The sequence below is a fragment of the Stenotrophomonas sp. 05L414_2 genome (assembly GCF_056397905.1).
In genome coordinates, this window is sequence record NZ_JBFTOJ010000058.1 from 1 (window position 1) to 22,704 (window position 22,704).

Consider the following 22,704-nt stretch of genomic DNA (forward strand, 5'->3'; position numbering starts at 1 on the left):
GTGGTGCTCATGCGTGCGGCCCCGTCAGTCGGCCAGGCCGCGCAGCAGGTCGTTGACGCTGGTCTTGCTGCGGGTGCGGGCATCGACCTGCTTGACGATCACCGCGCAGTACAGCGAGTGCGTACCGTCCTTGCTCGGCAGCGAGCCGGACACCACCACGCTGTACGGCGGAATGTAGCCGTAGCTGATTTCGCCGGTGGCGCGGTTGTAGATGCGGGTGCTCTGGCTGAGGAACACGCCCATGCCGATCACGCTGTGATGGCCGACGACCACGCCTTCCACCACTTCCGAACGCGCGCCGATGAAGCAATGGTCTTCGATGATGGTCGGGCTGGCCTGCAGCGGCTCGAGCACGCCACCGATGCCGGCACCACCGGACAGGTGGCAGTGCTGGCCGATCTGCGCGCAGGAACCGACGGTGGCCCAGGTGTCGACCATGGTGCCTTCGCCGACGTAGGCACCGATGTTGGTGAAGCTCGGCATCAGCACCACGTCCTTGCCGAAATACGTGCCGCGACGGGCGATCGCACCCGGCACCACGCGCACGCCGCCACGGCGGAACTTCGCCTCGTCATAGCCGGCAAAGCGCGATTCGACCTTGTCCCAGAACGGTGCCGGGCGTGCATCGACCACGGCCATGTCGTTGACGCGGAAATACAGCAGCACCGCCTTCTTCAGCCATTCGTTGACCTTCCAGCCACCATGGCCATCGGGTTCGGCGACGCGGAACTCGCCGCTTTCCAGGCCATCGATCACGCGGTTGACCAGCGGCCGGGTCGAGCCTTCCAGTTCGTGCAGGGTCAGCGTGGCGCGGCGCTCGAAGGCGCTTTCGATGCCGAACTTCAGTTCTTCCACGCCCGGCCCGGCCGGCTTGCGCAGCGACTTGCGCGCGATGTTCTCGGCGCGCGCAGCTTCGGCGGTCTTGGCCGGGACCTTCTTTGCCGGCGCCTTCTTCGCTGCAGCCTGTTTCGGCACGGCGGCCTTCTTCACCGCTGCGGTCTGGCCCGCCTTCGGCTGTTGTGCAGCTTTCTTCGCAGCCGGGGCAGCGGCAGTAGTCTTTCTGGCCGCGGCGCTCTTGGCAGTCGCGGCAGTCTTCTTTGCAGGCTTGGTGGCCATCAGGCGGGGTCTCCGGCGTTTCGATCAGGGTCCAGGCAGGCCAGCATTGCGTCATGCAGCTGCTGCCGGGCGGATTCAGTCAGGGGGAGGTCGTGTTCGTCACTGATCACGAAGGTGTCTTCGGCGCGTTCGCCGAATGTGGCAATGCGCGCGTCCTGCACGCGCAGTCCCTGGTTGCGCAGCACGAACGCCACGTCGGCCAGCAGGCCGGGGCGGTCGGGGGCGACCAGGGCAAAACGGGTCGCGCCGGGTTCATCGCGGAACTCGATGCGCGGGGCGAAACGGAAGTGGCGCAGCTGGCGTGGCACCACCCGGCGCGAGGGACGCAGCCGCGCAAGGTCGCCACTGAGCGCCTCGCGCAGTGCAGCTTCCAGGTTGGCGCTGCTGCCATCGGCAAACGTATCGGCCGGGCTGACTTCAAAATTATCGAAAATCGTCTCGGACGGACCATCCAGCACGCGTGCGCGGTGGATGCCGTAACCCTTGCGGTCCAGGGTCATCACGATCGCGGCAAACAGGCCATCACGGTCCGGCGAGTGCACGAACACTTCCAGCGCTGGGTCGTCAACGCTGATCCGGCGTACCTTCACCAGCGTCTGGCCCTGCTTGATCGGCACCAGTGCGGCAGCCTGCCAGGCCAACTGTTCCGGGCGCAGGCGGATGAAACCTTCGTCAGGCATCACCGCGAACTGGCGGTCGATGGTGGCATCGTCGTAGCCCTGCTCGCGCACCAGCGCACGCACGCTGTCGCGCGCTTCGGCCACGCGCTCGGCGGCCGGCACCGGATGCTCCAGGCCCTCGCGCAGCGCGCGGCGGGTAGCGAAATACAGATCGGCCAGCAGCCGGTCCTTCCACGCGTTCCMCAACTTCGGGCTGGTGCCGGCGATGTCGGCGCAGGTCAGCAGATAGAGGTAATCCAGGCGGTCGCGGCTGCCGACCAGGGTCGCGAAACGATGGATCACGTCCGCATCGGCGATGTCCTGCTTCTGCGCGGTCACCGACATCCGTAGGTGTTGTTCGACCAGCCAGGCCACCAGTTCGGTATCCGAACCACTCAGCCCCTGCGCGTGGCAGAACGCCCGTGCATCGACCGCGCCCAGTTCGGAATGATCGCCGCCGCGCCCCTTGGCGATGTCGTGGAACAGGCCGGCCAGCAGCAGCAGTTCGGGCTTGCGCAGGCGCGGCCAGACTTCGTGGGCGATGGAGAAACGTTCATCGGCGCGACTGCTGGCGAACAGCCCCATGTTGCGCAGGACCATCAGCGTGTGCTGGTCGACGGTGTAGACATGGAACAGGTCGAACTGCATGCGCCCGCTGACCTGGGCGAATGCGGGAATCCACTGCCCGAGCACGCCCAGCCGCGCCATGCGCGAAAGCGTGTCGACCGGGCGCTGGCCACGCAGCAGGGCCATGAACTGTTCGCGCGCATCAGGGTCTGCCTGGTCATAGGCAGGCAGCAACGGCAGCGATTCGGCCAGCGCGCGCGCAGTCAACGAATGCAGGCCACGGATCTGCGGATTGTTCGCCCAGCTGGCGAACAGCGCGAAGACCTGGCCGATGTCAGCATTCGGCCAGTCGGCATCGTTGGCCGCCAGGTAGCCACGGCGCAGCGCGAACCCCACGGTCAGCGGCTCAGGCTGTGCCTCGCCATCGAACTGTTCCTCGAAACGCTGCAGCAGACGATCACTGATCCGCCGCACCACCGAAGCGGCGCGGTAGAAGCCCTGCATCATCTTCTCGACGCCCAGGCTCTCGGCGTCGTCTTCAAAGCCCAGGCGCGCGGCCAGGGTCTTCTGGTAATCGAAGCGCAGGCGCTCTTCCGGGCGTCGCGCCACCAGGTGCAGGCCGAAGCGCAGTCGCGCCAGCACCGCACGTTCGCGCTTCAGCGCCGCGGCCTCGTCAGCGCCCAGGTGGCCCAGGCCGACCAGCGCTTCCAGATCGCGCACGCCAAACGCACGCAGCGCCATCCAGCCCAGCGTRTTGAGATCGCGCAGGCCRCCGGGGCCATCCTTSAGGTCCGGCTCCAGGTTGTCGGCGGTGTCGCCGAAACGCTGGTGGCGGTTGCGCAGTTCTTCCAGCTTGGCCAGGAAGAACGCACGCGGCGGCCACAGCTCGCGGTCATCCACTGCCGCACGCAGCGCACGCCGCGCCGCCTCATCGGCCATCAGCGGGCGCGCTTCGATCAACGCCGTCAGCACGGTCTGGTCGGCCGCAGCCTCGCTGCACTGCCCGCCCGAACGCACCGCGTGGCTGACCGCCAGGCCGCAATCCCACAGCAGCGCGAACAGGCGCGCGAGCGCCTCTTCATGGGCCAGCTGCGCCTGCGGATCGCCGAACACCAGCAGGTCGATGTCCGAGCGCGGGAACAGTTCACCGCGCCCATAGCCACCGACCGCAAACAGCGACAGGCCACTGTCGGCCGGCAGGCAGCGCTGCCACGCATGGCGGATCAGGTGATCGGCCGCGCGCGCGCGCAAGGCCAGCAGGCGCTCGATGTTGTCGCCCTGGTCGAAGCGGCGGTACAGGCGCGTATCGGCCTGCTGCAGCGCGTCGCGCGCGGCAGCAGCCCAGTCCGGGTCGTTGAGCGACGCGGCCGGCGTGTCCAGCAGCGAACTCGCCGGCAGCATCGTCAGGAGACCTGCGACTCGCCCGGCGACAGGGTCAGCACGTCCACGCCGGTCTCGGTGACGGCGATCATGTGCTCCCACTGTGCCGACAGCTTGCGGTCCTTGGTCACCACGGTCCAGCCATCGGGCAGCACCTTGTTGTAGCGGGTGCCCTCGTTGATCATCGGCTCGATGGTGAAGGTCATGCCCGGCTGCAGCACCAGGCCCTGGCCCGGACGGCCGTAATGCACCACCTGCGGTTCATCGTGGTAGACCTTGCCGATGCCGTGGCCGCAGTACTCGCGCACCACGCTGAAACGTTCGCCTTCGGCGTAGCTCTGGATCGCATGGCCGACGTCRCCCAGGGTTGCGCCCGGACGCACCGCGCGGATGCCGCGCCACATCGCTTCATAGGTGGCGTCGACCAGGCGCTTGGCCATCACCGACGGGGTGCCGACGAAGTACATGCGGCTGGTGTCGCCATGCCAGCCGTCCTTGATGACGGTGACGTCGATATTGATGATGTCGCCATCCTTGAKGACCTTCCCTTCGCTGGGAATGCCGTGGCAGATGACATTGTTGACCGAGGTGCACACGGTCTTGGGGAAGCCGCGGTAGCCGACGTTGGCCGGAATGGCGCCCTGCACGTTCACGATGTGGTCGTGGCAGATGCGGTCCAGTTCCTCGGTCGTGACACCGGGCTTGACGTGGGGGGTGACGATGTCGAGCACTTCGCTGGCCAGGCGGCCGGCGATGCGCATCATCTCGATTTCCTGCGGGGTTTTGATATTCACGCTCATGGCTCCCATTATCGCCGATCCGGCCGCAATCTGAACGAACGCCACCCAACTGGCGATCCGGGGCATGCACGGATCCGGCAAGGAACGTGAAAGCGTGATGGGCCACACCCTTTCGATCGCCTGTTTCTCACGGAATACAGACACTTGCGGTGCCTACGCTGGCCCCACTGTCGTCAAATCGGCGCAGAACGTGCCGACTTCGCGCTGTTCAACGGACCTTCGGGTCAGGGAGGTTGTCCATGCGATCCACCGTTCGTTCCCCCTGGGCTTGGGCCCTGGCCCTGCTGGTGGCTGGCCCGGCCGCCGCCGCCGACACCACTACGTTCAACGTCACCCTGGTGGTCACCAAGGCCTGCACCATCACCGCGGCCGCCGCGACCAACGTCGACTTCGGTACCGCCGCCTCCACCACCGCCACCCCGACCCTGGGCCAGGGCACCGTAACCGCACAGTGTTCGGCGCTGACCCCGTACACCATCTCGCTCAACGCCGGTGCCAATGCCGGTACGGCCAATGACGTCACCACGCGGCGGATGAAGAACACCAACGCAGCAGTGACGGCCAACAACTACGTGGGCTACCAGCTCTACCAGGATGCCGCGCATACCCTGGTGTGGGGCGCCACCACGGGCACCAACACCCAGGCCGGTATCGGCACCGGCCTGGCGGTGCCCTACATCGTCTACGGCCAGATCCTCAACCTGAGCACGGCCAACGCTGCGACCGGCAACTACCTGGATACCGTTACAGCCACGATCACCTATTGATGGAGCACGCCCGCATGGCCGGATCCCGCCCGTGGCGCGCCACCGGCGTGGCGCTGCTCGTTCTCAGCCTGCTGCTTTGGGTCTCCGCGGCGTCGGCGACCAGCCTGCAGGTCGCGCCCACCAGCCTGCAGCTGGAGGCACGCCAGCGCGCTGGCGAACTGTGGTTGACCAACAGCGGCACCTCGCCGGTGAAGCTGCAGGTCCGGGTATTCCGTTGGGTGCAGCAGGACGGCAACGAACAGCTGCTGCCCACCGAAGATCTGCTGGCCACGCCGCCGATGCAGGAGTTGGCCGCCGGCCAGCAGCAGCTGGTACGGGTCATGCGCGCCGTGGCCGACGCACCGGCTGCGCAGCAGTACTACCGGCTGATCGTCGACGAGGTGCCCGATCTGGCCACGCGCACCGAAGGCATGCAGTTCGTGCTGCGCTATTCCATCCCGGTATTCGTGCAACCCGGCGCTGGCAGCCGGCTGGCACCGCAGCTGCACGCCCGCCTGGTGCGGCTGGACGACGGTCGCAACGGCGTGGAAGTAGGCAATACCGGCAACAGCTACGCGCAGATCGCTGACCTCGCCCTGGGTAGCCCGGAGCGGCCGCGCATCGTCCATCCCGGCCTGCTGGGCTATGTGCTGCCCGGCCAGGTCATGCGCTGGCCGCTGGAGCGCACGGCGATCGACCGCGACAACGACCAGATCACGGCCAAGCTCAATGGCGAGTCGGAACAGACGTCGCTGCCGCCACCACCGGCTCGCTGAGGCGCTGATGAGCGCAGCGCTCGGTGCGGCCCTGTCCCCGGCGGCTCATGCAGCCGATGTCTCCGGGGTCTCCGCCGATGCCCTGCTGCCGCCACCAACCCCACTCACGGCCAACCAGACGCTGTACCTGGACGTGACCCTCAACAGCACGCCGCGCGGCCTGCTGCCCTTCACCGACAACCGTGGCCGCCTGCAGGCCAGCCCCGAAATCCTGCGCCAGCTTGGCTTCAACGCCAGCGGCGATGCCCCGGTGTACCTCGACCAGATCAGCGGTGCGGTGGTGCGCTATGACGCGCACCTGCAGACCCTCGCGCTGGACGTGCCACTGGACCAGTTGACCCTGCCCACGACCGTGCTCAGCCGCCCGCAGGTCCGCGCTTCCCGCGGCAGCGCCTCGCCCGGCGTCCTGCTCAATTACGACCTGTACGGCAGCCGTGTCGACAGCCTCGGCAACCTTACCCTGAGCTCTGAACTGCGGGTGTTCGGCATCGGTACCGGCACCTTCGAGAACACCGCCGTCAGCCGTCGCTACCAGACCGGCGACCGCCACTGGCGCAGCGAAAGCGTACGCCTTGATACGCGCTGGACACTGGATTTCCCGGACAAGGCGCTGACCCTGGAGGTTGGCGACTTCTACAGCGGCTTTGTCGACTGGAGCCGGCCGGTACGCCTGGGCGGCCTGCAGATCGGGCGCAATTACGGGCTGCAGCCGTATCGCGTCCTCACCCCCACCCCGGCCTTCCTCGGCCAGGCGGTGGTGCCATCGACGGTCGAGCTGTATGTCGATGGCCTGCGCCAGTACAGCGGCCAGGTACCGGTCGGGCCGTTCCAGCTGGCGGCGCAGCCGGGCATCAGCGGCACCGGCAGCGCGCAGGTGGTGGTCACCGATGCCTTCGGCCGCATGCAGACCCTGGATTTCAGCTTCTACGGCACCCAGCAGCTGCTGGCCAAGGGTCTGTCGGACTGGTCGCTCGGCGTCGGCCAGCTGCGCGAGCAGTTCGGCGAACGCTCCTTCGCCTATGACGACCGTACCGTGGCAAGCGCCAGCTGGCGCGGCGGCGTCAGCGACACATTCACCGGTGAAGCACATGCCGAGGGCGGCGGCGGCCTGGCGCAGGCCGGCGTGGGTGGCTGGTGGCTGCTGGGCGGCGCCGGCGTGCTCAATGCCGCCTATGCCCACAGCCGCTACCAGGGCCTGCAGGGCGGACAGTGGGCGCTCGGGTACAGCTGGAACAACCGGCGCTTCAATTTCAACCTGCGCAGCGTGCGCAGCCACGGCGACTACCGCGACCTGGGCGCGCTGCAGGCCAACCTGCCGCCCAGCATCAGCGAGCAGGCCACGGTCGGCCTGGACCTGTTGCGCCTGGGCACCCTCAGCGCCAGTTACCTTCGCCTGCGCTACCCCGATGGCGATGACAACCGTTATGCCAGCCTGTTCTGGTCACGCAGCTGGAGCCCGCGCTGGTCGGCCTACCTGTCGGTCAACCAGAACCTGGACGACAGTGATGACCGCAGCGTCTACCTGTCGCTGACCGCAAGCCTGGGCAACAACCGCCAGGCCAGCCTGTCCAGCCAGCGCAATGGCGACCGCCAGAGCTGGGTCGCCGATGTCACCCAGCCGGTCCCGGGCGACGGCAGCGCAGGCGGTATCGGTTGGCGCGCGCAGGTCCGCCACGGCGACGGCGGCAGCGGCGGCCTGGCCGAAGTCGGCATCCTCAACGATGTCGGCCGCTACGCCTTCGGTGCCTCCCGCCAGGCGGGCCTCAACTACGCCTATGGCAGCGCCAGCGGCAGCCTGGTGTGGATGGCCGGGCACACCTTCGCCGCCCGCGAAGTCGCCGATGCCTTCGCCGTGGTCAGCACGAATGGCGTTGGCGGTGTGCCGGTGCGGCTTGAGAACCGCCTGATCGGTGCCACCGACGAGCGTGGCCTGCTGCTGATCAGCCCGCTGCTGTCCTGGCAGCGCAACCGCGTCTCCATCGACACCTTGGACCTGCCAGCGGACATGCGCGCTGATCGCATCGAGGACTGGGTGACACCCCGCCAGCGCGCCGGCACCGGCCTGACCTTCAACCTGCGTTCGCGCGCGTCATTGCGGCTGATCCTGCAGGACATGAGGGGGCAACCGCTGGAGGTGGGCAGCGAAGTGCAGCTGCCCGATGGCCGCCAGGCCACCGTCGGCTACGACGGCCTGCTGTACCTGGAGGACGTTGCACCCGGCAGCGTGCTGTACATCACCAGCAGCGGTGGCCAGTGCCGGGTCCGCGTGCCGGCACCGCAGGTGGTCGCCGTCGGGGCCAGCGCCCGCCCGGTCCCGCTGCAATGCGTGCCGGAGGTGGCGCCATGAGGATGCTGCTGCTCGGCCTGCTGCTTCTGGCCGGCCTGATCGCCAGTGCATCGACACGCGCGGCCGCGACCTGCACCGCCACCGCCGACGCGCTGCTGCCCTTCGGCAACGTCAGCAGCGGCGCGGCAGGTGCCACCCCCGGCACCTTGAACATCACCGTGAACTGCTCCACCGCCGCACTCAGCCTGGTCGCCACCRCCGGCATCCGCGTCTGCATCGGCCTGGGCAATGGCACCGGCGGCACCAGTACCTCGCCGTGGCGGACAATGGTCAACGGCAGCAGTGATCCGCTCAATTTCCAGATMTACAACGTCGCCAACTACAGCGAAGTCACCGGCCTGGCACCGCGCGGCACACCTCCCGCACAGGAACTGACGATGACCTACAACGTGCCGCTGATCGGCGGCTCCGGCAGCCGTACCACGCAGTTGTTCGCACAGATCCCGGCCAACCAGGTGCTGGCCTCCGGCAACTACAGCAGCACCTTCACCGGGGCCAACGTGGTGCTTACCTGGGCCTGGAACGAGGTGCTGCTGGGCACCGCCACCGTACCGGCCACCTGCAATGGCGGCGCTACCGGCACCAACACCGCCAGCAATGCCTTCACCTTCAATGCCACTGCCACCGTGCTGCCGCAATGCGGCAGCTACCTCACCACCACCATGAATTTCGGCAACGTCACCGGCGGCATTCCCGCCAACATCGACCAGACCGCCACCCTGACGCTGACCTGCCTCAAGCGCACCGCCTACCAGGTCGGCCTGAACAACGGTCAGAACAACCCGGCCCTTACTACCACCCGGCGCATGCGCACCACCATCGGCGGCAACAGCTATTACCTGACCTACGAGCTGTACCGGGACGCTGCGCGCAGCCTGCGCTGGGGCAATACGCTCACCGTGGACACCTTAAGCGGCGTCGGCACTGGCAGCGCGCAGACACTGAACATATTCGGGCGTGTGCCTCCCGTTGCCGGACAGCCTCCGGCGGGCACCTACAACGACCTGGTGCAGGTGACGATCACCTACTGAGGGGAGCCCGCTCTACAGAATCCCCCATCTCGGCCGATACCGCGCATCAGGTCGACAACACGGTGGATCGCAGGTGGTTCGGGCAGTACTGATCGGAGCGATGTCCATCGCCAGCACAGCAGCGTGGGCCGACCCGGCGCCCGTCCCAATGCAGATCCGCCTGACCGTGGTTGAAGGCTGCGTCGGCACGGAGGGCGGCCCACGTTGCCCGGTGCCACAGCAGCACAGCGACGGCGGTCACCTGCCGCCCCAGGTCCGTGAACTGGCCCCGCCAGCGCAGGACGAACAGGGGCATTCGCTGCCCGAACCGCCCACCACTTACTACTGATGCGCCGGCTGCTGCCCCTGTTGATGGCACTGCTGCCCATGCCCTTGCAGGCGCTGGACCTGATGCCGACCACCCTGCACCTGCCGGCTGCGCAGGGGCGGACCGAGCTGTGGCTGCACAATCCTGGCCCCGGGCATTGGCGCGGCCAGGTGCAGATCTGGGCGTGGGACCAGCAACAGGATGCGGAACACCTGCAGCGCAGCGGGCAGGTGCTGGCCAGTCCGACCTTGCTGGACCTGCCGGCCGGCGCCCGCCAGCGCGTGTGGTTGCTGCCGGCGTCGTCCGCGCCTGTGGCCGCTGAACAGGCATTCCGTATCATCCTGGCACCGGCAGAACCGGCCATGCCGCGCTATTCACTGCCCCTGTTCCGCAGCGAACCGGTCGGCCCAGCGTCCCCCTGCCTGCAGGCAGAGCTGGTGGTCAACGGGTCGCAATTCATGCTGAGACTGTTGAACAGTGGCACCCGGCACGCGCGCTTGAGCGACCTTGCCTATGACACGGCTGGCGGCCAGCGCAGCCTGCTGCTGCCCGGCCTTGCCGGCTACGTGCTGGCGGCGCGCCAGCGCCAGTGGCAGTTGCCGCCGCGCGCCGATGGCTATGCAGGCGGCAGGTTCCATGCCCGCCTGCAGGACGGAACGGAGGTCATCCTGGCGGCGCGGGCACCCGCAATTGCAGCGAGCCAGCCAAGCGGGCTATAATTGCCGGGATGTCCTGCCGCCCCGTGCGCGGGACACCGTCCACACCGGACGTCACCGGTGAATCCACACCTGCTGCCCCCATCCGTGCCGGGGTGCTCCGCAAGGAGTTCGGCCACGGAGGCAACAGGGAAGCCCAACCCCGGAACCTTCAGCGCTTCCACGCGTCCCGCATACCTATCCCGCGGGCGGAATCGCCGGTTCCCCATCAGGAGTTCTGCAATGCCTCAGGTCACCATGCGTCAGATGCTGGAAGCCGGCGTCCACTTCGGCCACCAGACCCGCTACTGGAACCCGAAAATGGCTCCGTACATCTTCGGCGCCCGCGGCAAGATCCACATCATCAACCTGGAAAAGACCGTCCCGCTGTTCAACGACGCGATGAACTTCATCTCGTCGGTTGCCCAGAAGCGCGGCACCATCCTGTTCCTGGGCACCAAGCGCAGCGCGCGTGAGTCGATCCGCGAAGAAGCCGAGCGTTGCGGCATGCCGTTCATGAACCAGCGTTGGCTGGGCGGCACCCTGACCAACTTCCGTACCGTCAAGCAGTCGGTTGCCCGCCTGAAGGAACTGGAAGCCGGTGAATCCGACGGCACCTTCGAGAAGCTGGTCAAGCACGAAGTGCTGGGCCTGCGTCGCGAGCGCGACAAGCTGGAAGCCTCGCTGGGCGGCATCAAGGACATGAACCGTCTGCCGGACGCGATCTTCGTCATCGATATCGGCCACGAAGACATCGCCATCAAGGAAGCCAAGAAGCTCGGCATCCCGGTGATCGCCGTCGTCGATACCAACTACAACCCGGAGCTGGTGGATTACGCGATCCCGGGCAACGACGACGCCATCCGTGCCGTGCAGCTGTACGCACGCGCCGCTGCTGACGCCGTGCTGGAAGGCAAGGCTGCTGCACCGCACGCCGCCACCGTCCGTGAAGAAGAGTTCGCCGACGCTCCGGCCGAAGAAGGCAAGCCGGCTCGCCGCGCTCCGGCCAAGAAGGCTGCTGCCGACAAGGGCGAAGCCCAGGCCTGATCCAGGCCCCGGTGGGCGCCACGCGCCCACCTTTCCTGTCCGCTGCCGATGGCGCGACGACAGGAAACTGTCACACGGRCCGGCCACCATGCCGGCCCAACCCCTTTCTTTCGTGAGGTAATCCCGTGGAAATCACTGCTTCCCTGGTCAAGGAACTGCGCGAGCGCACTGGCGCCGGCATGATGGAATGCAAGAAGGCGCTCACCGAGGCCGGCGGCAACATCGACGCCGCTGCTGAAGCGCTGCGCAAGTCCGGCGCTGCCAAGGCCGACAAGAAGGCTGACCGCGTGGCCGCCGAAGGTCGTCTGGGCCTGGCCCAGGACGGCGGCAAGGCCGTGCTGGTCGAGATCAACTCGGAAACCGACTTCGTCGCCAACGACATCAACTTCAAGAACTTCGTCGATTCCGTCGCTGCCGCTGCACTGGCATCGGGCGCCGCCGACGTGGAAGCCCTGAAGTCGGCCACCCTGCCGACCGGCCAGACCGTCGAAGAAACCCGCGCGACCGCCGTGCAGACCCTGGGTGAGAACATCCAGATCCGTCGCCTGGTCAAGCTGGACACCACTGGCAACGTCGGTTCCTACGTCCACACCAACGGCAAGGTCGGCGTGCTGGTCGACCTGATCGGCGGCGACGCCGAACTGGCTCGCGGCCTGGCCATGCACGTGGCCGCGCTGAAGCCGCCGCACAACAAGGCTGCCGATGTGCCGGCCGAGTTCGTGGAAAAGGAAAAGGAAATCGAACTGGCCAAGATGTCCGAGAAGGACAAGTCCAAGCCGGCCGACATCCTGGAAAAGATCATCAGCGGCAAGATCAACAAGATCGTCAGCGAAGTGACCCTGTACGGCCAGAGCTACGTCCTGGACGGCGACAAGACCGTCGAGCAGGTGGTCAAGGCCGCCGGCGCCGACGTGGCTGGCTTCCAGCTGCTGGTCGTTGGCGAAGGCATCGAGAAGGTGGTGGAAGACTACGCCGCCGAAGTTGCCAAGGCGATGCAGGTCTGATTCCAGCCTCACGGCTGTAATGAAACCAGAAGGAGCCGCGGGAAACCGCGGCTCTTTTTTTATGCCGGTGGGCCTGCGGGTGCCCTTCACCTGTGGGTGGCCGAATCTGTGGGTGCGCACCGCTGGTGCGCACACCGACACCTTTGCGTTGCAAGCGAATCAAGCCGATACTCGGCAAAGGGAACCTGCAGTCACATAACAGGAACGAAATTCGCAGACTGTGATGCATTCCTAGGTATTCTTGTCCTAATGGAATTGAACGACCCGACATGCCTCCCGAGCTGACAGCTGCACTGGCGCTTTGCCGCAACCTCCCCTCGCCGCCCGGTATTGCCCTGCGCATCATCGAACTGGCCCAGGACCCGGAGGCGGACATCGCAACCGCTGCGGACATCATCGCCATCGACATGGCGCTGAGTGCGCGCATGCTGCGTATCGCCAATTCACCGCTGTATGCCAGCCGGCGCCGGATCGAGAACCTCGGCCAGGCGCTGACCATGCTCGGGCTCAACGCTACGATCAGCCTCGCCCTGGGCTTCACTGTCACCCAGGGCCTGACCGGCAAAGGCGGCGCCGACCACGATCTGCGCCAACGCGCCTGGAAGCGCAGCATCCTCAGCGCGCTGGCGGCCAGCCAGCTCGGCCAAGCGCGCGGCCTGCGCAGGCTGGAGGAGCTGATGCTGGCCGGACTGCTGCAGGACATGGGCGTGCTGTGCCTGGCCCAGGCCGAATCCGAACGCTACCTACCGCTGCTGCGCGAGGCGCGCGACAACCCCGACCTGATCGCGCGCGAGCGCCAGGAACTCGGCTGCAGCCACGCCGACGTCGGCGCATGGGTGGCCGAGGAGTGGGGCCTGCCGCGCTACCTGGTGGACAGCATCCGCCACAGCGAAGACGAAGTCACCGCCGAAAATCCGTTCCAGGCCTGCGTACAGCTGTCTGGCGCGGTCGCCGACATCTGGCTGGATGAAGACGCCGATGGCGCACGCGAACGCGCCCTGCAGCAGGTCCACGACCGCCTGCAGATGGACAGCGCCCGCTTCGACCAGGTGCTGGCGCGGATCAGCGAAGCGCTGCCGGACATCGCCAGCCTGTTCGAGAACGGCCTGAACTCGCCGGCACGCGTGCGTGAACTGATCGACCACGCCCAGGAACTGGCCACCCTGCGCAACCTGCGCGAACTGCAGGATGCCGACCAGGCGCGCCGCCGCGCCGATGAATTCGAGGCCCGCGCCAAGCGCCTGGCCGACCAGGCCCATCGCGACGCGTTGACCGGCGTCCTCAACCGCCGCCAGCTCGAAGCCGTGCTGGAACAGGAATTCCTGCGCGCCGGCCGCCATGGCTGGCCGTTGTCGGTGGCCTTCATCGACCTGGACGATTTCAAGAAGATCAACGATGCGCACGGCCACCTGACCGGCGACGAGGTGCTGCGCGCCTTTGCCGGCAAGCTGCAGGGGCAGCTGCGCAACAGCGACACCGTGGCCCGCTTCGGCGGCGAGGAGTTCGTCGCGCTGCTGCCCAATACCAGTGAATCGGTGGCCCTGGACGTGATCCGCCGGGTACTGGCGAACATCGTCGCCACTCCGATGGCGGAACTGGAAGGTGGCCCGCTGTTCATCACCTTCTCGGCCGGCGTGGCCACCCAGGGCGGCTACGAGCGCTTTGCCGGCGTGCAGGACCTGCTGCGCGCCGCCGATGACGTTCTCTACCGCTCCAAGAACCTGGGTCGCAACAGGGTCATCGCACGCTCTCCGGGCGAACTGGGGCATGATGAACTGTCTGCCACTGCTGGCGCCGAGCTGGGCTGAATGGTGCGCCCCGGATGCACGGGGCACACCGGTATTTTGCGCCGCAGTGCACAAAACGCTTTGGCCGCGCGCCGCTTGCGCGTAGAATCGCCCGCGATTTCCACGCACCCGAGGTCCCTATGTCCAAGCTCGCCTATCGCCGCATCCTGTTGAAACTTTCCGGGGAGGCGCTGATGGGAGATGAGGACTACGGCATCGACCCCAAGATCATCAACCGCCTGGCCCGTGAAGTCGTCGAGGCCCAGCAGGCCGGCGCCGAAGTCGCCCTGGTCATCGGTGGTGGCAACATCTTCCGCGGTGCAGGCCTGGCCGCTGGCGGCATGGACCGCGTCACCGGCGACCAGATGGGCATGCTGGCCACGGTCATCAACGCGCTGGCCATGCAGGATGCGCTGGAAAAAGTGGGCGCCAAGGCCCGCGTGATGAGCGCGATCAAGATCAACGACGTGTGCGAGGACTACATCCGCCGCCGCGCCATCCGCCACCTGGAAAAGGGCCGCCTGGTGATCTTCGCCGCTGGCGTCGGCAGCCCGTTCTTCACCACCGACTCGGGCGCCGCCCTGCGCGCGATCGAGATCGGCGCCGACCTGCTGCTGAAGGCAACCAAGGTCGATGGCGTGTACGACAAGGATCCGAACAAGTACAGCGACGCTGTCCGCTTCGACAGCCTGAGCTACGACGAAGTGATCCGCCGTGGCCTGGAAGTGATGGATACCGCCGCCTTCGCCCTGGCCCGTGACAGCGACCTGCCGATGCGCGTGTTCGACATGGGCCAGCCGGGCGAGCTGCTGAAGATCCTGCACGGCGAGAACATCGGCACCCTCGTCCAGGGCCGCGATCCGGCCTGAGGCTGAGCGCAAGGCGACCTCCGGGCCGATTCAGGCCCGGCGGCGTCCCGTATTCGCCTATAATCGCCCGATTCCAGTTACATCCAGGACCCTGGCGATGCTCAACGACATCAAGAACAACGCGCAGACGCGCATGGCCAAGAGCATCGACGCTCTTAAGCACACCCTCACTTCGATCCGCACCGGCCGCGCAACGCCGGCCCTGCTGGACCGTGTCACGGTCAATGCTTACGGCAACRCCAGCACGCCGCTGAACCAGGTAGCGTCCGTCTCCAACGCCGACGCCCACTCCCTGCTGGTCACGCCCTTCGACAAGAGCATGATCAAGGAGATCGAAAAGGGCCTGTACAACATCGAGCTGACCCCGAACACCATCGGCACCTCGATCCGCGTCAACCTGCCGCCGCCGACCGAAGAGCGCCGCAAGGAACTGGCCAAGCAGGTACAGAAGGAAGGCGAAGGCGCCAAGATCGCCGTGCGCAACATCCGCCAGGATGCGAACAAGGAAATCGCCAAGCTGCTGAAGGACAAGGCGATCAGCGAAGACGACAAGAAGCGCGGCGAAGACGATATCCAGAAGTTGACCGATGCCAACATCAAGGATATCGACAAGGTCGTCGCCGACAAGGAAAAGGAACTGATGTCGGTCTGAAGTCGATGCCTTCAGTCCCGCCTCCCCTGCCGGCCGCCCTCCCGCGCCACGTCGCCATCATCATGGATGGCAACGGGCGTTGGGCACAGCAGCGCCGTCGCCCCCGCGTGATCGGCCATCGAGCCGGCGCGCGCGCGGTAAACCGCACCATCGAGCGCTGCCTGGAACTGGGCATTCCGGCGCTGACCCTGTTCGCGTTCTCCAGCGAGAACTGGGGCCGGCCGCAGGAAGAAGTCGATGCGTTGATGAAGCTGTTCCTCGGCGCGCTCGACCGCGAAGTGGACGAGCTGCATCGGCGCGGCGTGCGCGTGCGCTTCATCGGCGAACGCGAGCGCTTCGGTGCTGCCCTGGTCAGCCGCATGCAGCTGGCCGAACAGCGCACCGCCGACAACAGCACACTGACCCTGTCGATCGCCGCCAGCTATGGTGGCCGTCAGGACATCGCCCGTGCCGCACGCGCACTGGCTGTTGAAGTTGCAGCCGGCCGCCTGCTTCCCGAGCAGATCGACGAATCCCTGCTGGGGCGACAGGTGGCCCTGGCCGACCTGCCGCCACCGGACCTGTTCATCCGCACCGGCGGCGATACCCGCATCAGCAATTTCCTGCTGTGGCAGCTGGCGTATACCGAGCTGTGGTTCACCGAAGCGCTGTGGCCGGATTTCGATGCCGCGCAGCTGCAGCTGGCGCTGGATGCCTACGCCAGCCGTGAGCGCCGCTTCGGCCTGACCAGCGCCCAGATCGCCGCCCTGGCCACCGAGACGYCCAGCCCATGACCAAGACCCGAGTCCTCGCCGCGCTGATCATGGCGCCGGTCGCCATTGCGGCGATCCTGTTGCTGCCCACGCAATGGCTGGCCGCCGCCGCCGCTGCCGTGCTGCTGATCGGCCTGTGGGAATGGCTGAAGCTGGCCGACGTCGAAGACACCCTCGCCCGCACCGTGCTGCTGGTCCTCAACCTGGTGCTGATGGTGCTGCTGGTGTGGGCCGATGCCGGCACCCTGGTACTGTTCCAGATCGCGACCCTGGTGGGCGTGGCGTGGTGGCTGGGCGCGCTGGTGTGGCTGCGCTTCTTCAACTTCGGCGCGCAGCCTGGCAGTCCGGCGCGCATCCTCAAGCTGCTGGCCGGCACCCTGGCCATCGTGCCGGCGTGGGCTGCGCTGGTGCTGATCCATGCCGGCGGCGACCCGCCCGGCCATCAGGGCCACCTGTGGCTGCTGGCCGCGCTGGCACTGGTCTGGGCCGCTGATTCGGGCGCCTACTTCGCTGGCCGTCACTTCGGCAAGCACAAGCTGGCACCGCGGATCAGCCCGAACAAGACCTGGGAAGGCCTCGTCGGCGGGCTGATCGCCGGCGTTGCGGTGGCCGTCGGCCTGGGCTGGCTGGCCGGCATCGATGCCGGGCACCTGCCCGGCCTGCTGGTTACCTCGGTGGTGGCCGTATTCGCCTCGGTACTGGGCGACCTGTTCGAAAGCCTGATCAAGCGCCATGCCGGCGCCAAGGATTCAGGCCACCTGATCCCCGGCCACGGCGGCGTGCTCGACCGCGTCGACGGCGTGCTGGCGGCCATCCCGGTGTTCGCACTGGGCAAGGAAATCTTCGGGTTCTGACCATGGAAGCTGCTGCAGACCTGCGCCGGGTCGCCGTATTCGGCGCCACCGGCTCGATTGGTGCCTCCACGCTTGACGTGATCGCCCGCCATCCGCTGCGGTACCAGGCCACCGTGCTTGCCGCCGGCCGCCAGGTACAGGCGCTGCTGGCCCTGTGCCGGCAGCACCGGCCCGCGCATGCGGTGATCGCCGATGAAACCCTGTATGCCGAACTGCGCGACGGCCTGCGCGAAGCCGGCCTGGCCACCCAGGCCCACGCCGGCCATGCCGCGCTGGACCAGCTGGCGGCCAGCGACGCCTGCGACACCGTGGTTGCCGCGATCGTCGGCGCCGCCGGCCTGTCCTCGACCCTGGCCGCCGCTGCGGCCGGCAAGCGCATCCTGCTGGCCAACAAGGAATCGCTGGTACTGGCCGGCGAACTACTGACCCGCACCGCCGAACGTGCCGGCGCCGAGATCATCCCGATCGACAGCGAGCACAGCGCGATCTTCCAGTGCCTGCGTTCACGGGATGCCAGCCTCGACGGTGCCGGCGTGCGCCGCATCCTGCTGACCGCCTCGGGTGGCCCGTTCCGCGGGCGCAGCCGCGCCGAACTGCAGCAGGTCACCCCGGCCCAGGCCGTGGCGCATCCGAAGTGGTCGATGGGGCCGAAGATCTCGGTCGATTCGGCGACGTTGATGAACAAAGGCCTGGAGGTCATCGAGGCCCACCACCTGTTCGGCATCCCCGGCGAACGCATCGAGGTGCTGGTGCATCCGCAGAGCCTGGTGCATTCGCTGGTGGAGTTCGTTGACGGCTCCACGCTGGCGCAGATGGGCCTGCCGGACATGCGCACCACTCTGGCCGTAGGCCTGGGCTGGCCGCAACGGATCGAATCGGGCGTGTCCGGGCTGGACCTGCTCGCCCAGGGCCGGCTGGATTTCGAGGCCCCCGACACCGACGCCTTCCCCTGCCTGGCCTTGGCGTGGCAAGCGATGCGCGCCGGTGGCACCGCCCCGGCGGTGCTGAACGCCGCCAACGAAGAGGCTGTTTCAGCGTTTCTTCAGGGCCGCATAGGCTTCCTGACCATTCCGACGCTGGTTGCTAACGCTCTTTCAACACTGCCGACCGAACCAGCCGATACACTTGAGGTTCTGTTGTCCGCCGACCAGCGGGCCCGCCAGCTGACCCTGAACGCCATCGCCGCCACCTGAACAGCGCACCCATCCCGTATGACGCCGCCGCCCGTGTCCGCCAATGTGAACCTGCATGACTGACTTCATCGGATCGGTCTGGTGGATGATCGTCAGCCTTGGGCTGCTGGTCACCTTCCACGAATTCGGGCACTACTGGGTCGGGCGCCTGTGCGGGGTCAAGGTGCTGCGCTTCTCGGTGGGCTTCGGCCGTCCGCTGTGGTCGCGCCGCGACCGCCATGGCACCGAGTTCGCCATTGCCGCCATCCCGCTGGGCGGCTATGTGAAATTCCTCGACGAACGCGAAGTCGAGGTCCATCCGCACGAGCGCGGCCAGGCCTTCAACCACAAGACCGTGTGGCAGCGCATCGCCATCGTCGCGGCCGGCCCGATCGCCAACCTGCTGCTGTGCATCCTGCTGCTGTGGGCGATGTTCGTGATCGGCAAGCAGGACTATTCCGCAACCGTCGGCCGCGCTACCGGTATGGCCGCCACGGCCGGGCTCGGCAGCGGCGATCGCCTGCTGAGCGTTGACGGCCGCGATGTGATCACCCTGGGTGAGGCCAGCATGGCCCTGACCGCGGCGGCGATGGATCGTCGCGACGTGACCCTGCAGGTTCTCGACCCAGCAGACCAGCTGCGCTCGCGCACCCTGCCGCTGTCGCAGCTGCCGGCTGGTTTCGATGAACGCCGGGTTCCGATCCTGGCCGGGGTGTACTGGCGTGCGTGGCTGCAGCCACCGCTGGTGGACAACATCGTGAAGGGTTCGGCTGCAGAGGGTCACCTGCAGGYCGGCGATCTGATCGTGGCGATCGACGGCCAGCGCATCGACAGCGTCGAGCAGGCCATCAGCGAAGTGGGCAGCCTCGGCCGCCGCGGTGGCCCGGCGATGATCGAGGTGCTGCGTGGTGGCGAGCGCCTGGCGCTGGAGATCACCCCGCGCCAGGGCAAGGACGGCAAGGGCCAGCCCATCTGGCAGATCGGCGCCGGCTTTGCCCAGAGCTACAGCCCCGCCTACGACACCCTGCTCAAGTTCGGCCCGCTGCAGTCGGTCACGGTCGCGGTGCGCGAAACCGGCAGGATGGCCGCCGATTCATTGGCCATGATGGGCCGGATCGTGACCGGCAAAGCCTCGCTGCAGAACGTTTCCGGCCCGGTCACCATTGCCCGGGTCGCCAATATTTCGGCCAAACGCGGCGTGGACTGGTTCATCCAGTTCCTCGCCCTGCTGTCGCTGAGCCTGTGCATCATCAACCTGCTGCCGATCCCCATCTTGGACGGCGGCCACCTGCTGTATTACCTTATCGAGTTGGTCAAGGGCAGCCCGCTGAGCGAGCGTGCCGTCGCCGCCGGCCAATACATCGGCCTGGCGTTGCTGGCCGGGCTGATGGGATTGGCGTTCTACAACGACATCCTCGGCCTGGTCCCGCGATGAACTTTTCCATGTTTTTGCCGTCTACAGCGTCGGCATCCCTTACCAATGAAATCGACCTTCCTACCGGACGTGACATGACGCGACTCCCCAATCGCCGCCTGCTGGCCCTCGCCCTCGCCGCCGTCACCGGCGCTCCCGCCCTGGCCCAGGCAGCCGAGCCCTTCACTGTCAGCGACATCCGCGTCGACGGCCTGCAGCGCATCAGCTCCGGTACGGTGTTCACCTACCTGCCGGTCGAGCGTGGCGAGACCGTCACCGACAGCAAGGTCGGCGAGACCATCCGCGCCCTGTACAAGACCGGCTTCTTCGAAGACGTGCAGCTGGATCGCCAGGGCAGCATCCTGGTGGTGACCGTCAAGGAACGTCCGGCGATCAACAAGCTGACCGTCACCGGCAACAAGGACATCAAGTCCGACCAGCTGCTCAAGGGTCTGTCCGACATCGGCCTGACCGAAGGCGGCACCTTCGATCGCCTGAGCCTGGATCGCGTGACCCAGGAACTTCGCCGCCAGTACAACGATCGTGGCAAATACACCGTCGACATCACCCCGACCGTGAGCCCGCTGGACCGTAATCGCGTCGACATCGCCATCGCGATCAAGGAAGGCAAGGCGGCCAAGATCCGCCACGTCAACATCGTCGGCACCGAGAAGTACGACAGCAAGGACATCCTGGAGTACTGGGAGTCCAAGGAGCACAACTGGGCGTCGTGGTACCGCCGTGACGACCAGTACTCCAAGGAAAAGCTGTCCGGCGACCTGGAAAAGCTCAACTCCTGGTACCTGGACCGCGGCTATGTCGACTTCAGCATCGACTCGACGCAGGTGTCGATCAGCCCCGACAAGCGCGACATGTTCATCACCGCCGGCGTGACCGAAGGCGACCAGTACAAGATCTCCGAGATCAAGGTCAGCGGCGATACGATCCTGCCGCAGGAAGACGTCGAGCGCATGGTCGTGCAGAAGTCCGGCGACACGTTCTCGCGTGCCCTGCTGGAATTCAGCTCCGACTCGATCACCAACTCGCTGTCCAACATCGGTTATGCCTTCGCCAAGGTGAACCCGATTCCGACCACCAACCGCGCCGAGCAGACCGTGGCGGTCAACATGCAGGTCGTGCCCGGCCCGCGCGTGACCGTCCGCCGCATCATCTTCAAGGGCAATACCCGCACCTCCGATGAGGTGATGCGCCGCGAAATGCGTCAGTTCGAGAACAGCTGGTACTCGCAGGCCGCGATCGACCGTTCCAAGATCCGCCTGCAGCGCCTGGGTTACTTCGAGGCGGTGGAAGTGGAAACCCCGCCCGTCAGCGGCAGCAACGACCAGGTCGACGTCGTCTACAACGTCAAGGAAACCACCTCGGGCAGCTTCGTGTTCGGCCTGGGCTATTCGCAGTCCTACGGCATGACCACCTCGGTGCAGCTGTCGCAGAACAACTTCCTGGGCGGCGGCAACCGCGTGTCGGTCGAAGCTTCGCGCAGCAGCTACCTGCAGCGCTACGGCTTCAGCTACACCAACCCGTACTTCACCGATGACGGCGTCTCGCTGGGCTACAACCTGTCCTGGCGCGAACTGGACTACTCCGACTTCAACACCGCGCAGTACAACAGCACCAACGGTTCGGCGCAGGTGGTATTCGGCGTGCCGATCACCGAGACCGACACCGTCTCGCTGATGTTCGGCATCGACAGCAACCAGATCACCACGTACCCGGGCTCGACCCCGCAGTCCATCATCGACTACATCAATGTGATCGGGCGCCGCACGTTCCACTCCTGGCGCACCGAGCTGGGCTGGGCCCGCGACTCGCGCAACGACTACTTCATGCCGACCCGCGGTACCTACCAGCGCGTGGGCCTGGAAACCACGCTGCCCGGCTCGACCGTCGAGTACTACAAGCTCAACTACCAGATCAGCAAATACTGGCCGATCATCCCCTCGCTGGTCATCAACACCCGCGCGGAAGTTGGCTACGGCGACAGCTATGGCAATGACAAGACCGCGATGGTGCCGGACAAGGATGGCAACCTGCGCTCGGTGACCGCGTCGGGCCTGCCGTTCTACGAGAACTTCTACGCCGGTGGTACCAACTCGGTTCGTGGCTTCGAGGACAACACCCTCGGCCCGCGCGAAGTCACCAACGGCTACCCGAACGGCCAGCCGCTGGGTGGTTCGCTGAAGACCGTCGGCTCGGTCGAAGCCTACTTCCCGCGCCTGTTCGACAGCCCGTCGGCCCGTGTGTCGGCCTTCGTCGACTTCGGCAACGTCTACAACGGCACCGACAACTTCAAGGCCAACGAGCTGCGCGTCTCCACCGGTGTAGCCCTGCTGTGGCGCGCCCCGGTCGGCCCGATCTCGATCAGCTATGCGTTCCCGCTGAAGAAGAAGGACGGCGACGAGATCGAACGTCTGCAATTCACGTTTGGTGGCCAGTTCTAACTGGCCCCCAAACGTTCCCACGGTTTGCGATGCAAACCGCGGGGCCTATCCTGCTCCCTATCCCCCGCGCCGTTGGCGCGCCCCCCTTAACAAAGGGGGGCTTTCCACCAGACGGGGTACGAATCGCCGGGCTCTGCCCGGCGTTTTCGTTTTCGGGCGCCCGCGCGGGCGCGGCAGCCGAACTGCTTTTGATTTTTTCTGTTTTTCCGTGGCTGGCACTCGCGCCAGACCGTCGAAGGTCGGATGGGTGGGGCCCGCGAGGGTGTGAGC

General features: G+C 66.7%; 19 protein-coding genes. 16 read left to right on the forward strand and 3 right to left on the reverse strand.

Annotated elements, in window-relative coordinates:
• Nucleotides 1–24 precede the first annotated feature (24 nt).
• From dapD to map, 3 genes are read right to left on the reverse strand one after another with little or no spacing between them, the layout of a single operon-like run.
• Nucleotides 25–1,116, reverse strand: a complete 1,092-nt coding sequence (gene dapD, locus AC1DJN_RS10225; RefSeq protein ID WP_025877642.1) for a 2,3,4,5-tetrahydropyridine-2,6-dicarboxylate N-succinyltransferase — start codon at nucleotides 1,114–1,116, stop codon at nucleotides 25–27.
• Entirely contained in the window at nucleotides 1,116–3,725 is a 2,610-nt protein-coding gene (locus tag AC1DJN_RS10230) for a [protein-PII] uridylyltransferase (RefSeq protein ID WP_478039170.1), read from the reverse strand. Before AC1DJN_RS10230 ends, dapD begins: the two co-directional genes overlap by 1 nt.
• A gap of 20 nt (nucleotides 3,726–3,745) precedes the next feature.
• Nucleotides 3,746–4,588 carry a type I methionyl aminopeptidase gene (map, locus tag AC1DJN_RS10235; protein ID WP_478039165.1) on the reverse strand — a complete coding sequence of 281 codons (843 nt, stop codon included), beginning with the start codon at nucleotides 4,586–4,588 and terminating at the stop codon, nucleotides 3,746–3,748.
• A 173-nt stretch (nucleotides 4,589–4,761) separates the two neighbouring features.
• Here map and AC1DJN_RS10240 point away from each other — a divergent pair, with 173 nt between their 5' ends.
• The 16 genes from AC1DJN_RS10240 to bamA all read left to right on the forward strand — a co-directional run bounded on the left by AC1DJN_RS10240 (nucleotide 4,762) and on the right by bamA (nucleotide 22,434).
• The gene (locus AC1DJN_RS10240; protein ID WP_025877648.1) at nucleotides 4,762–5,289 is read left to right on the forward strand and encodes a Csu type fimbrial protein; all 528 of its coding nucleotides are present in this window, start codon (nucleotides 4,762–4,764) and stop codon (nucleotides 5,287–5,289) included.
• Nucleotides 5,289–6,044 (forward strand): fimbrial biogenesis chaperone, encoded by a 756-nt coding sequence (locus AC1DJN_RS10245; RefSeq protein ID WP_099783394.1) that lies wholly within the window; start codon nucleotides 5,289–5,291, stop codon nucleotides 6,042–6,044. Before AC1DJN_RS10240 ends, AC1DJN_RS10245 begins: the two co-directional genes overlap by 1 nt.
• Before the next feature lie 7 nt (nucleotides 6,045–6,051).
• Nucleotides 6,052–8,391: a fimbria/pilus outer membrane usher protein gene (locus tag AC1DJN_RS10250; RefSeq protein ID WP_033830720.1), complete on the forward strand. Its 2,340-nt coding sequence runs from the start codon at nucleotides 6,052–6,054 to the stop codon at nucleotides 8,389–8,391.
• Nucleotides 8,388–9,422, forward strand: a complete 1,035-nt coding sequence (locus tag AC1DJN_RS10255; protein WP_478039166.1) for a Csu type fimbrial protein — start codon at nucleotides 8,388–8,390, stop codon at nucleotides 9,420–9,422. Before AC1DJN_RS10250 ends, AC1DJN_RS10255 begins: the two co-directional genes overlap by 4 nt.
• A gap of 148 nt (nucleotides 9,423–9,570) precedes the next feature.
• Complete coding sequence (locus AC1DJN_RS10260; RefSeq protein WP_223482177.1) at nucleotides 9,571–9,750, forward strand: hypothetical protein; 180 nt, start codon at nucleotides 9,571–9,573, stop codon at nucleotides 9,748–9,750.
• A complete protein-coding gene (locus AC1DJN_RS10265) occupies nucleotides 9,750–10,448 on the forward strand; it encodes a fimbrial biogenesis chaperone (protein WP_442251031.1) in 699 nt (232 codons plus the stop codon). Before AC1DJN_RS10260 ends, AC1DJN_RS10265 begins: the two co-directional genes overlap by 1 nt.
• A gap of 219 nt (nucleotides 10,449–10,667) precedes the next feature.
• Nucleotides 10,668–11,471: a 30S ribosomal protein S2 gene (gene rpsB, locus AC1DJN_RS10270; protein ID WP_025877657.1), complete on the forward strand. Its 804-nt coding sequence runs from the start codon at nucleotides 10,668–10,670 to the stop codon at nucleotides 11,469–11,471.
• A 125-nt stretch (nucleotides 11,472–11,596) separates the two neighbouring features.
• Entirely contained in the window at nucleotides 11,597–12,475 is an 879-nt protein-coding gene (gene tsf, locus AC1DJN_RS10275; protein WP_032975792.1) for a translation elongation factor Ts, read from the forward strand.
• Between the two features lie 269 nt (nucleotides 12,476–12,744).
• Entirely contained in the window at nucleotides 12,745–14,283 is a 1,539-nt protein-coding gene (locus AC1DJN_RS10280; RefSeq protein ID WP_032975791.1) for a sensor domain-containing diguanylate cyclase, read from the forward strand.
• 119 nt (nucleotides 14,284–14,402) lie between these two features.
• Nucleotides 14,403–15,131 (forward strand): UMP kinase, encoded by a 729-nt coding sequence (gene pyrH / locus AC1DJN_RS10285; protein ID WP_025877663.1) that lies wholly within the window; start codon nucleotides 14,403–14,405, stop codon nucleotides 15,129–15,131.
• Nucleotides 15,132–15,228: 97 nt separating this feature from the next.
• A complete protein-coding gene (gene frr / locus AC1DJN_RS10290) occupies nucleotides 15,229–15,783 on the forward strand; it encodes a ribosome recycling factor (RefSeq protein WP_478039167.1) in 555 nt (184 codons plus the stop codon).
• Between the two features lie 5 nt (nucleotides 15,784–15,788).
• Complete coding sequence (uppS, locus tag AC1DJN_RS10295) at nucleotides 15,789–16,556, forward strand: polyprenyl diphosphate synthase (RefSeq protein ID WP_478039168.1); 768 nt, start codon at nucleotides 15,789–15,791, stop codon at nucleotides 16,554–16,556.
• Nucleotides 16,553–17,389: a phosphatidate cytidylyltransferase gene (locus AC1DJN_RS10300; RefSeq protein ID WP_442251030.1), complete on the forward strand. Its 837-nt coding sequence runs from the start codon at nucleotides 16,553–16,555 to the stop codon at nucleotides 17,387–17,389. Before uppS ends, AC1DJN_RS10300 begins: the two co-directional genes overlap by 4 nt.
• A gap of 2 nt (nucleotides 17,390–17,391) precedes the next feature.
• The gene (locus AC1DJN_RS10305) at nucleotides 17,392–18,582 is read left to right on the forward strand and encodes a 1-deoxy-D-xylulose-5-phosphate reductoisomerase (protein WP_033830714.1); all 1,191 of its coding nucleotides are present in this window, start codon (nucleotides 17,392–17,394) and stop codon (nucleotides 18,580–18,582) included.
• Nucleotides 18,583–18,637: 55 nt separating this feature from the next.
• Nucleotides 18,638–19,996: an RIP metalloprotease RseP gene (gene rseP / locus AC1DJN_RS10310; protein ID WP_478039169.1), complete on the forward strand. Its 1,359-nt coding sequence runs from the start codon at nucleotides 18,638–18,640 to the stop codon at nucleotides 19,994–19,996.
• A 74-nt stretch (nucleotides 19,997–20,070) separates the two neighbouring features.
• Nucleotides 20,071–22,434 carry an outer membrane protein assembly factor BamA gene (gene bamA / locus AC1DJN_RS10315; protein ID WP_346602242.1) on the forward strand — a complete coding sequence of 788 codons (2,364 nt, stop codon included), beginning with the start codon at nucleotides 20,071–20,073 and terminating at the stop codon, nucleotides 22,432–22,434.
• Nucleotides 22,435–22,704: the final 270 nt, after the last annotated feature.

Excerpts from the sequence above, each read along its gene's own strand:
- dapD (WP_025877642.1), bottom strand. The coding sequence starts at position 1,116 with ATGGCCACCAAGCCTGCAAAGAAGACTGCCGCGACTGCCAAGAGCGCC.
- AC1DJN_RS10240 (WP_025877648.1), top strand. The coding sequence starts at position 4,762 with ATGCGATCCACCGTTCGTTCCCCCTGGGCTTGGGCCCTGGCCCTGCTG.
- AC1DJN_RS10245 (WP_099783394.1), top strand. The coding sequence starts at position 5,289 with ATGGAGCACGCCCGCATGGCCGGATCCCGCCCGTGGCGCGCCACCGGC.
- AC1DJN_RS10250 (WP_033830720.1), top strand. The coding sequence starts at position 6,052 with ATGAGCGCAGCGCTCGGTGCGGCCCTGTCCCCGGCGGCTCATGCAGCC.
- AC1DJN_RS10260 (WP_223482177.1), top strand. The coding sequence starts at position 9,571 with ATGCAGATCCGCCTGACCGTGGTTGAAGGCTGCGTCGGCACGGAGGGC.
- AC1DJN_RS10265 (WP_442251031.1), top strand. The coding sequence starts at position 9,750 with ATGCGCCGGCTGCTGCCCCTGTTGATGGCACTGCTGCCCATGCCCTTG.
- rpsB (WP_025877657.1), top strand. The coding sequence starts at position 10,668 with ATGCCTCAGGTCACCATGCGTCAGATGCTGGAAGCCGGCGTCCACTTC.
- AC1DJN_RS10280 (WP_032975791.1), top strand. The coding sequence starts at position 12,745 with ATGCCTCCCGAGCTGACAGCTGCACTGGCGCTTTGCCGCAACCTCCCC.
- pyrH (WP_025877663.1), top strand. The coding sequence starts at position 14,403 with ATGTCCAAGCTCGCCTATCGCCGCATCCTGTTGAAACTTTCCGGGGAG.
- AC1DJN_RS10300 (WP_442251030.1), top strand. The coding sequence starts at position 16,553 with ATGACCAAGACCCGAGTCCTCGCCGCGCTGATCATGGCGCCGGTCGCC.
- AC1DJN_RS10305 (WP_033830714.1), top strand. The coding sequence starts at position 17,392 with ATGGAAGCTGCTGCAGACCTGCGCCGGGTCGCCGTATTCGGCGCCACC.
- bamA (WP_346602242.1), top strand. The coding sequence starts at position 20,071 with ATGACGCGACTCCCCAATCGCCGCCTGCTGGCCCTCGCCCTCGCCGCC.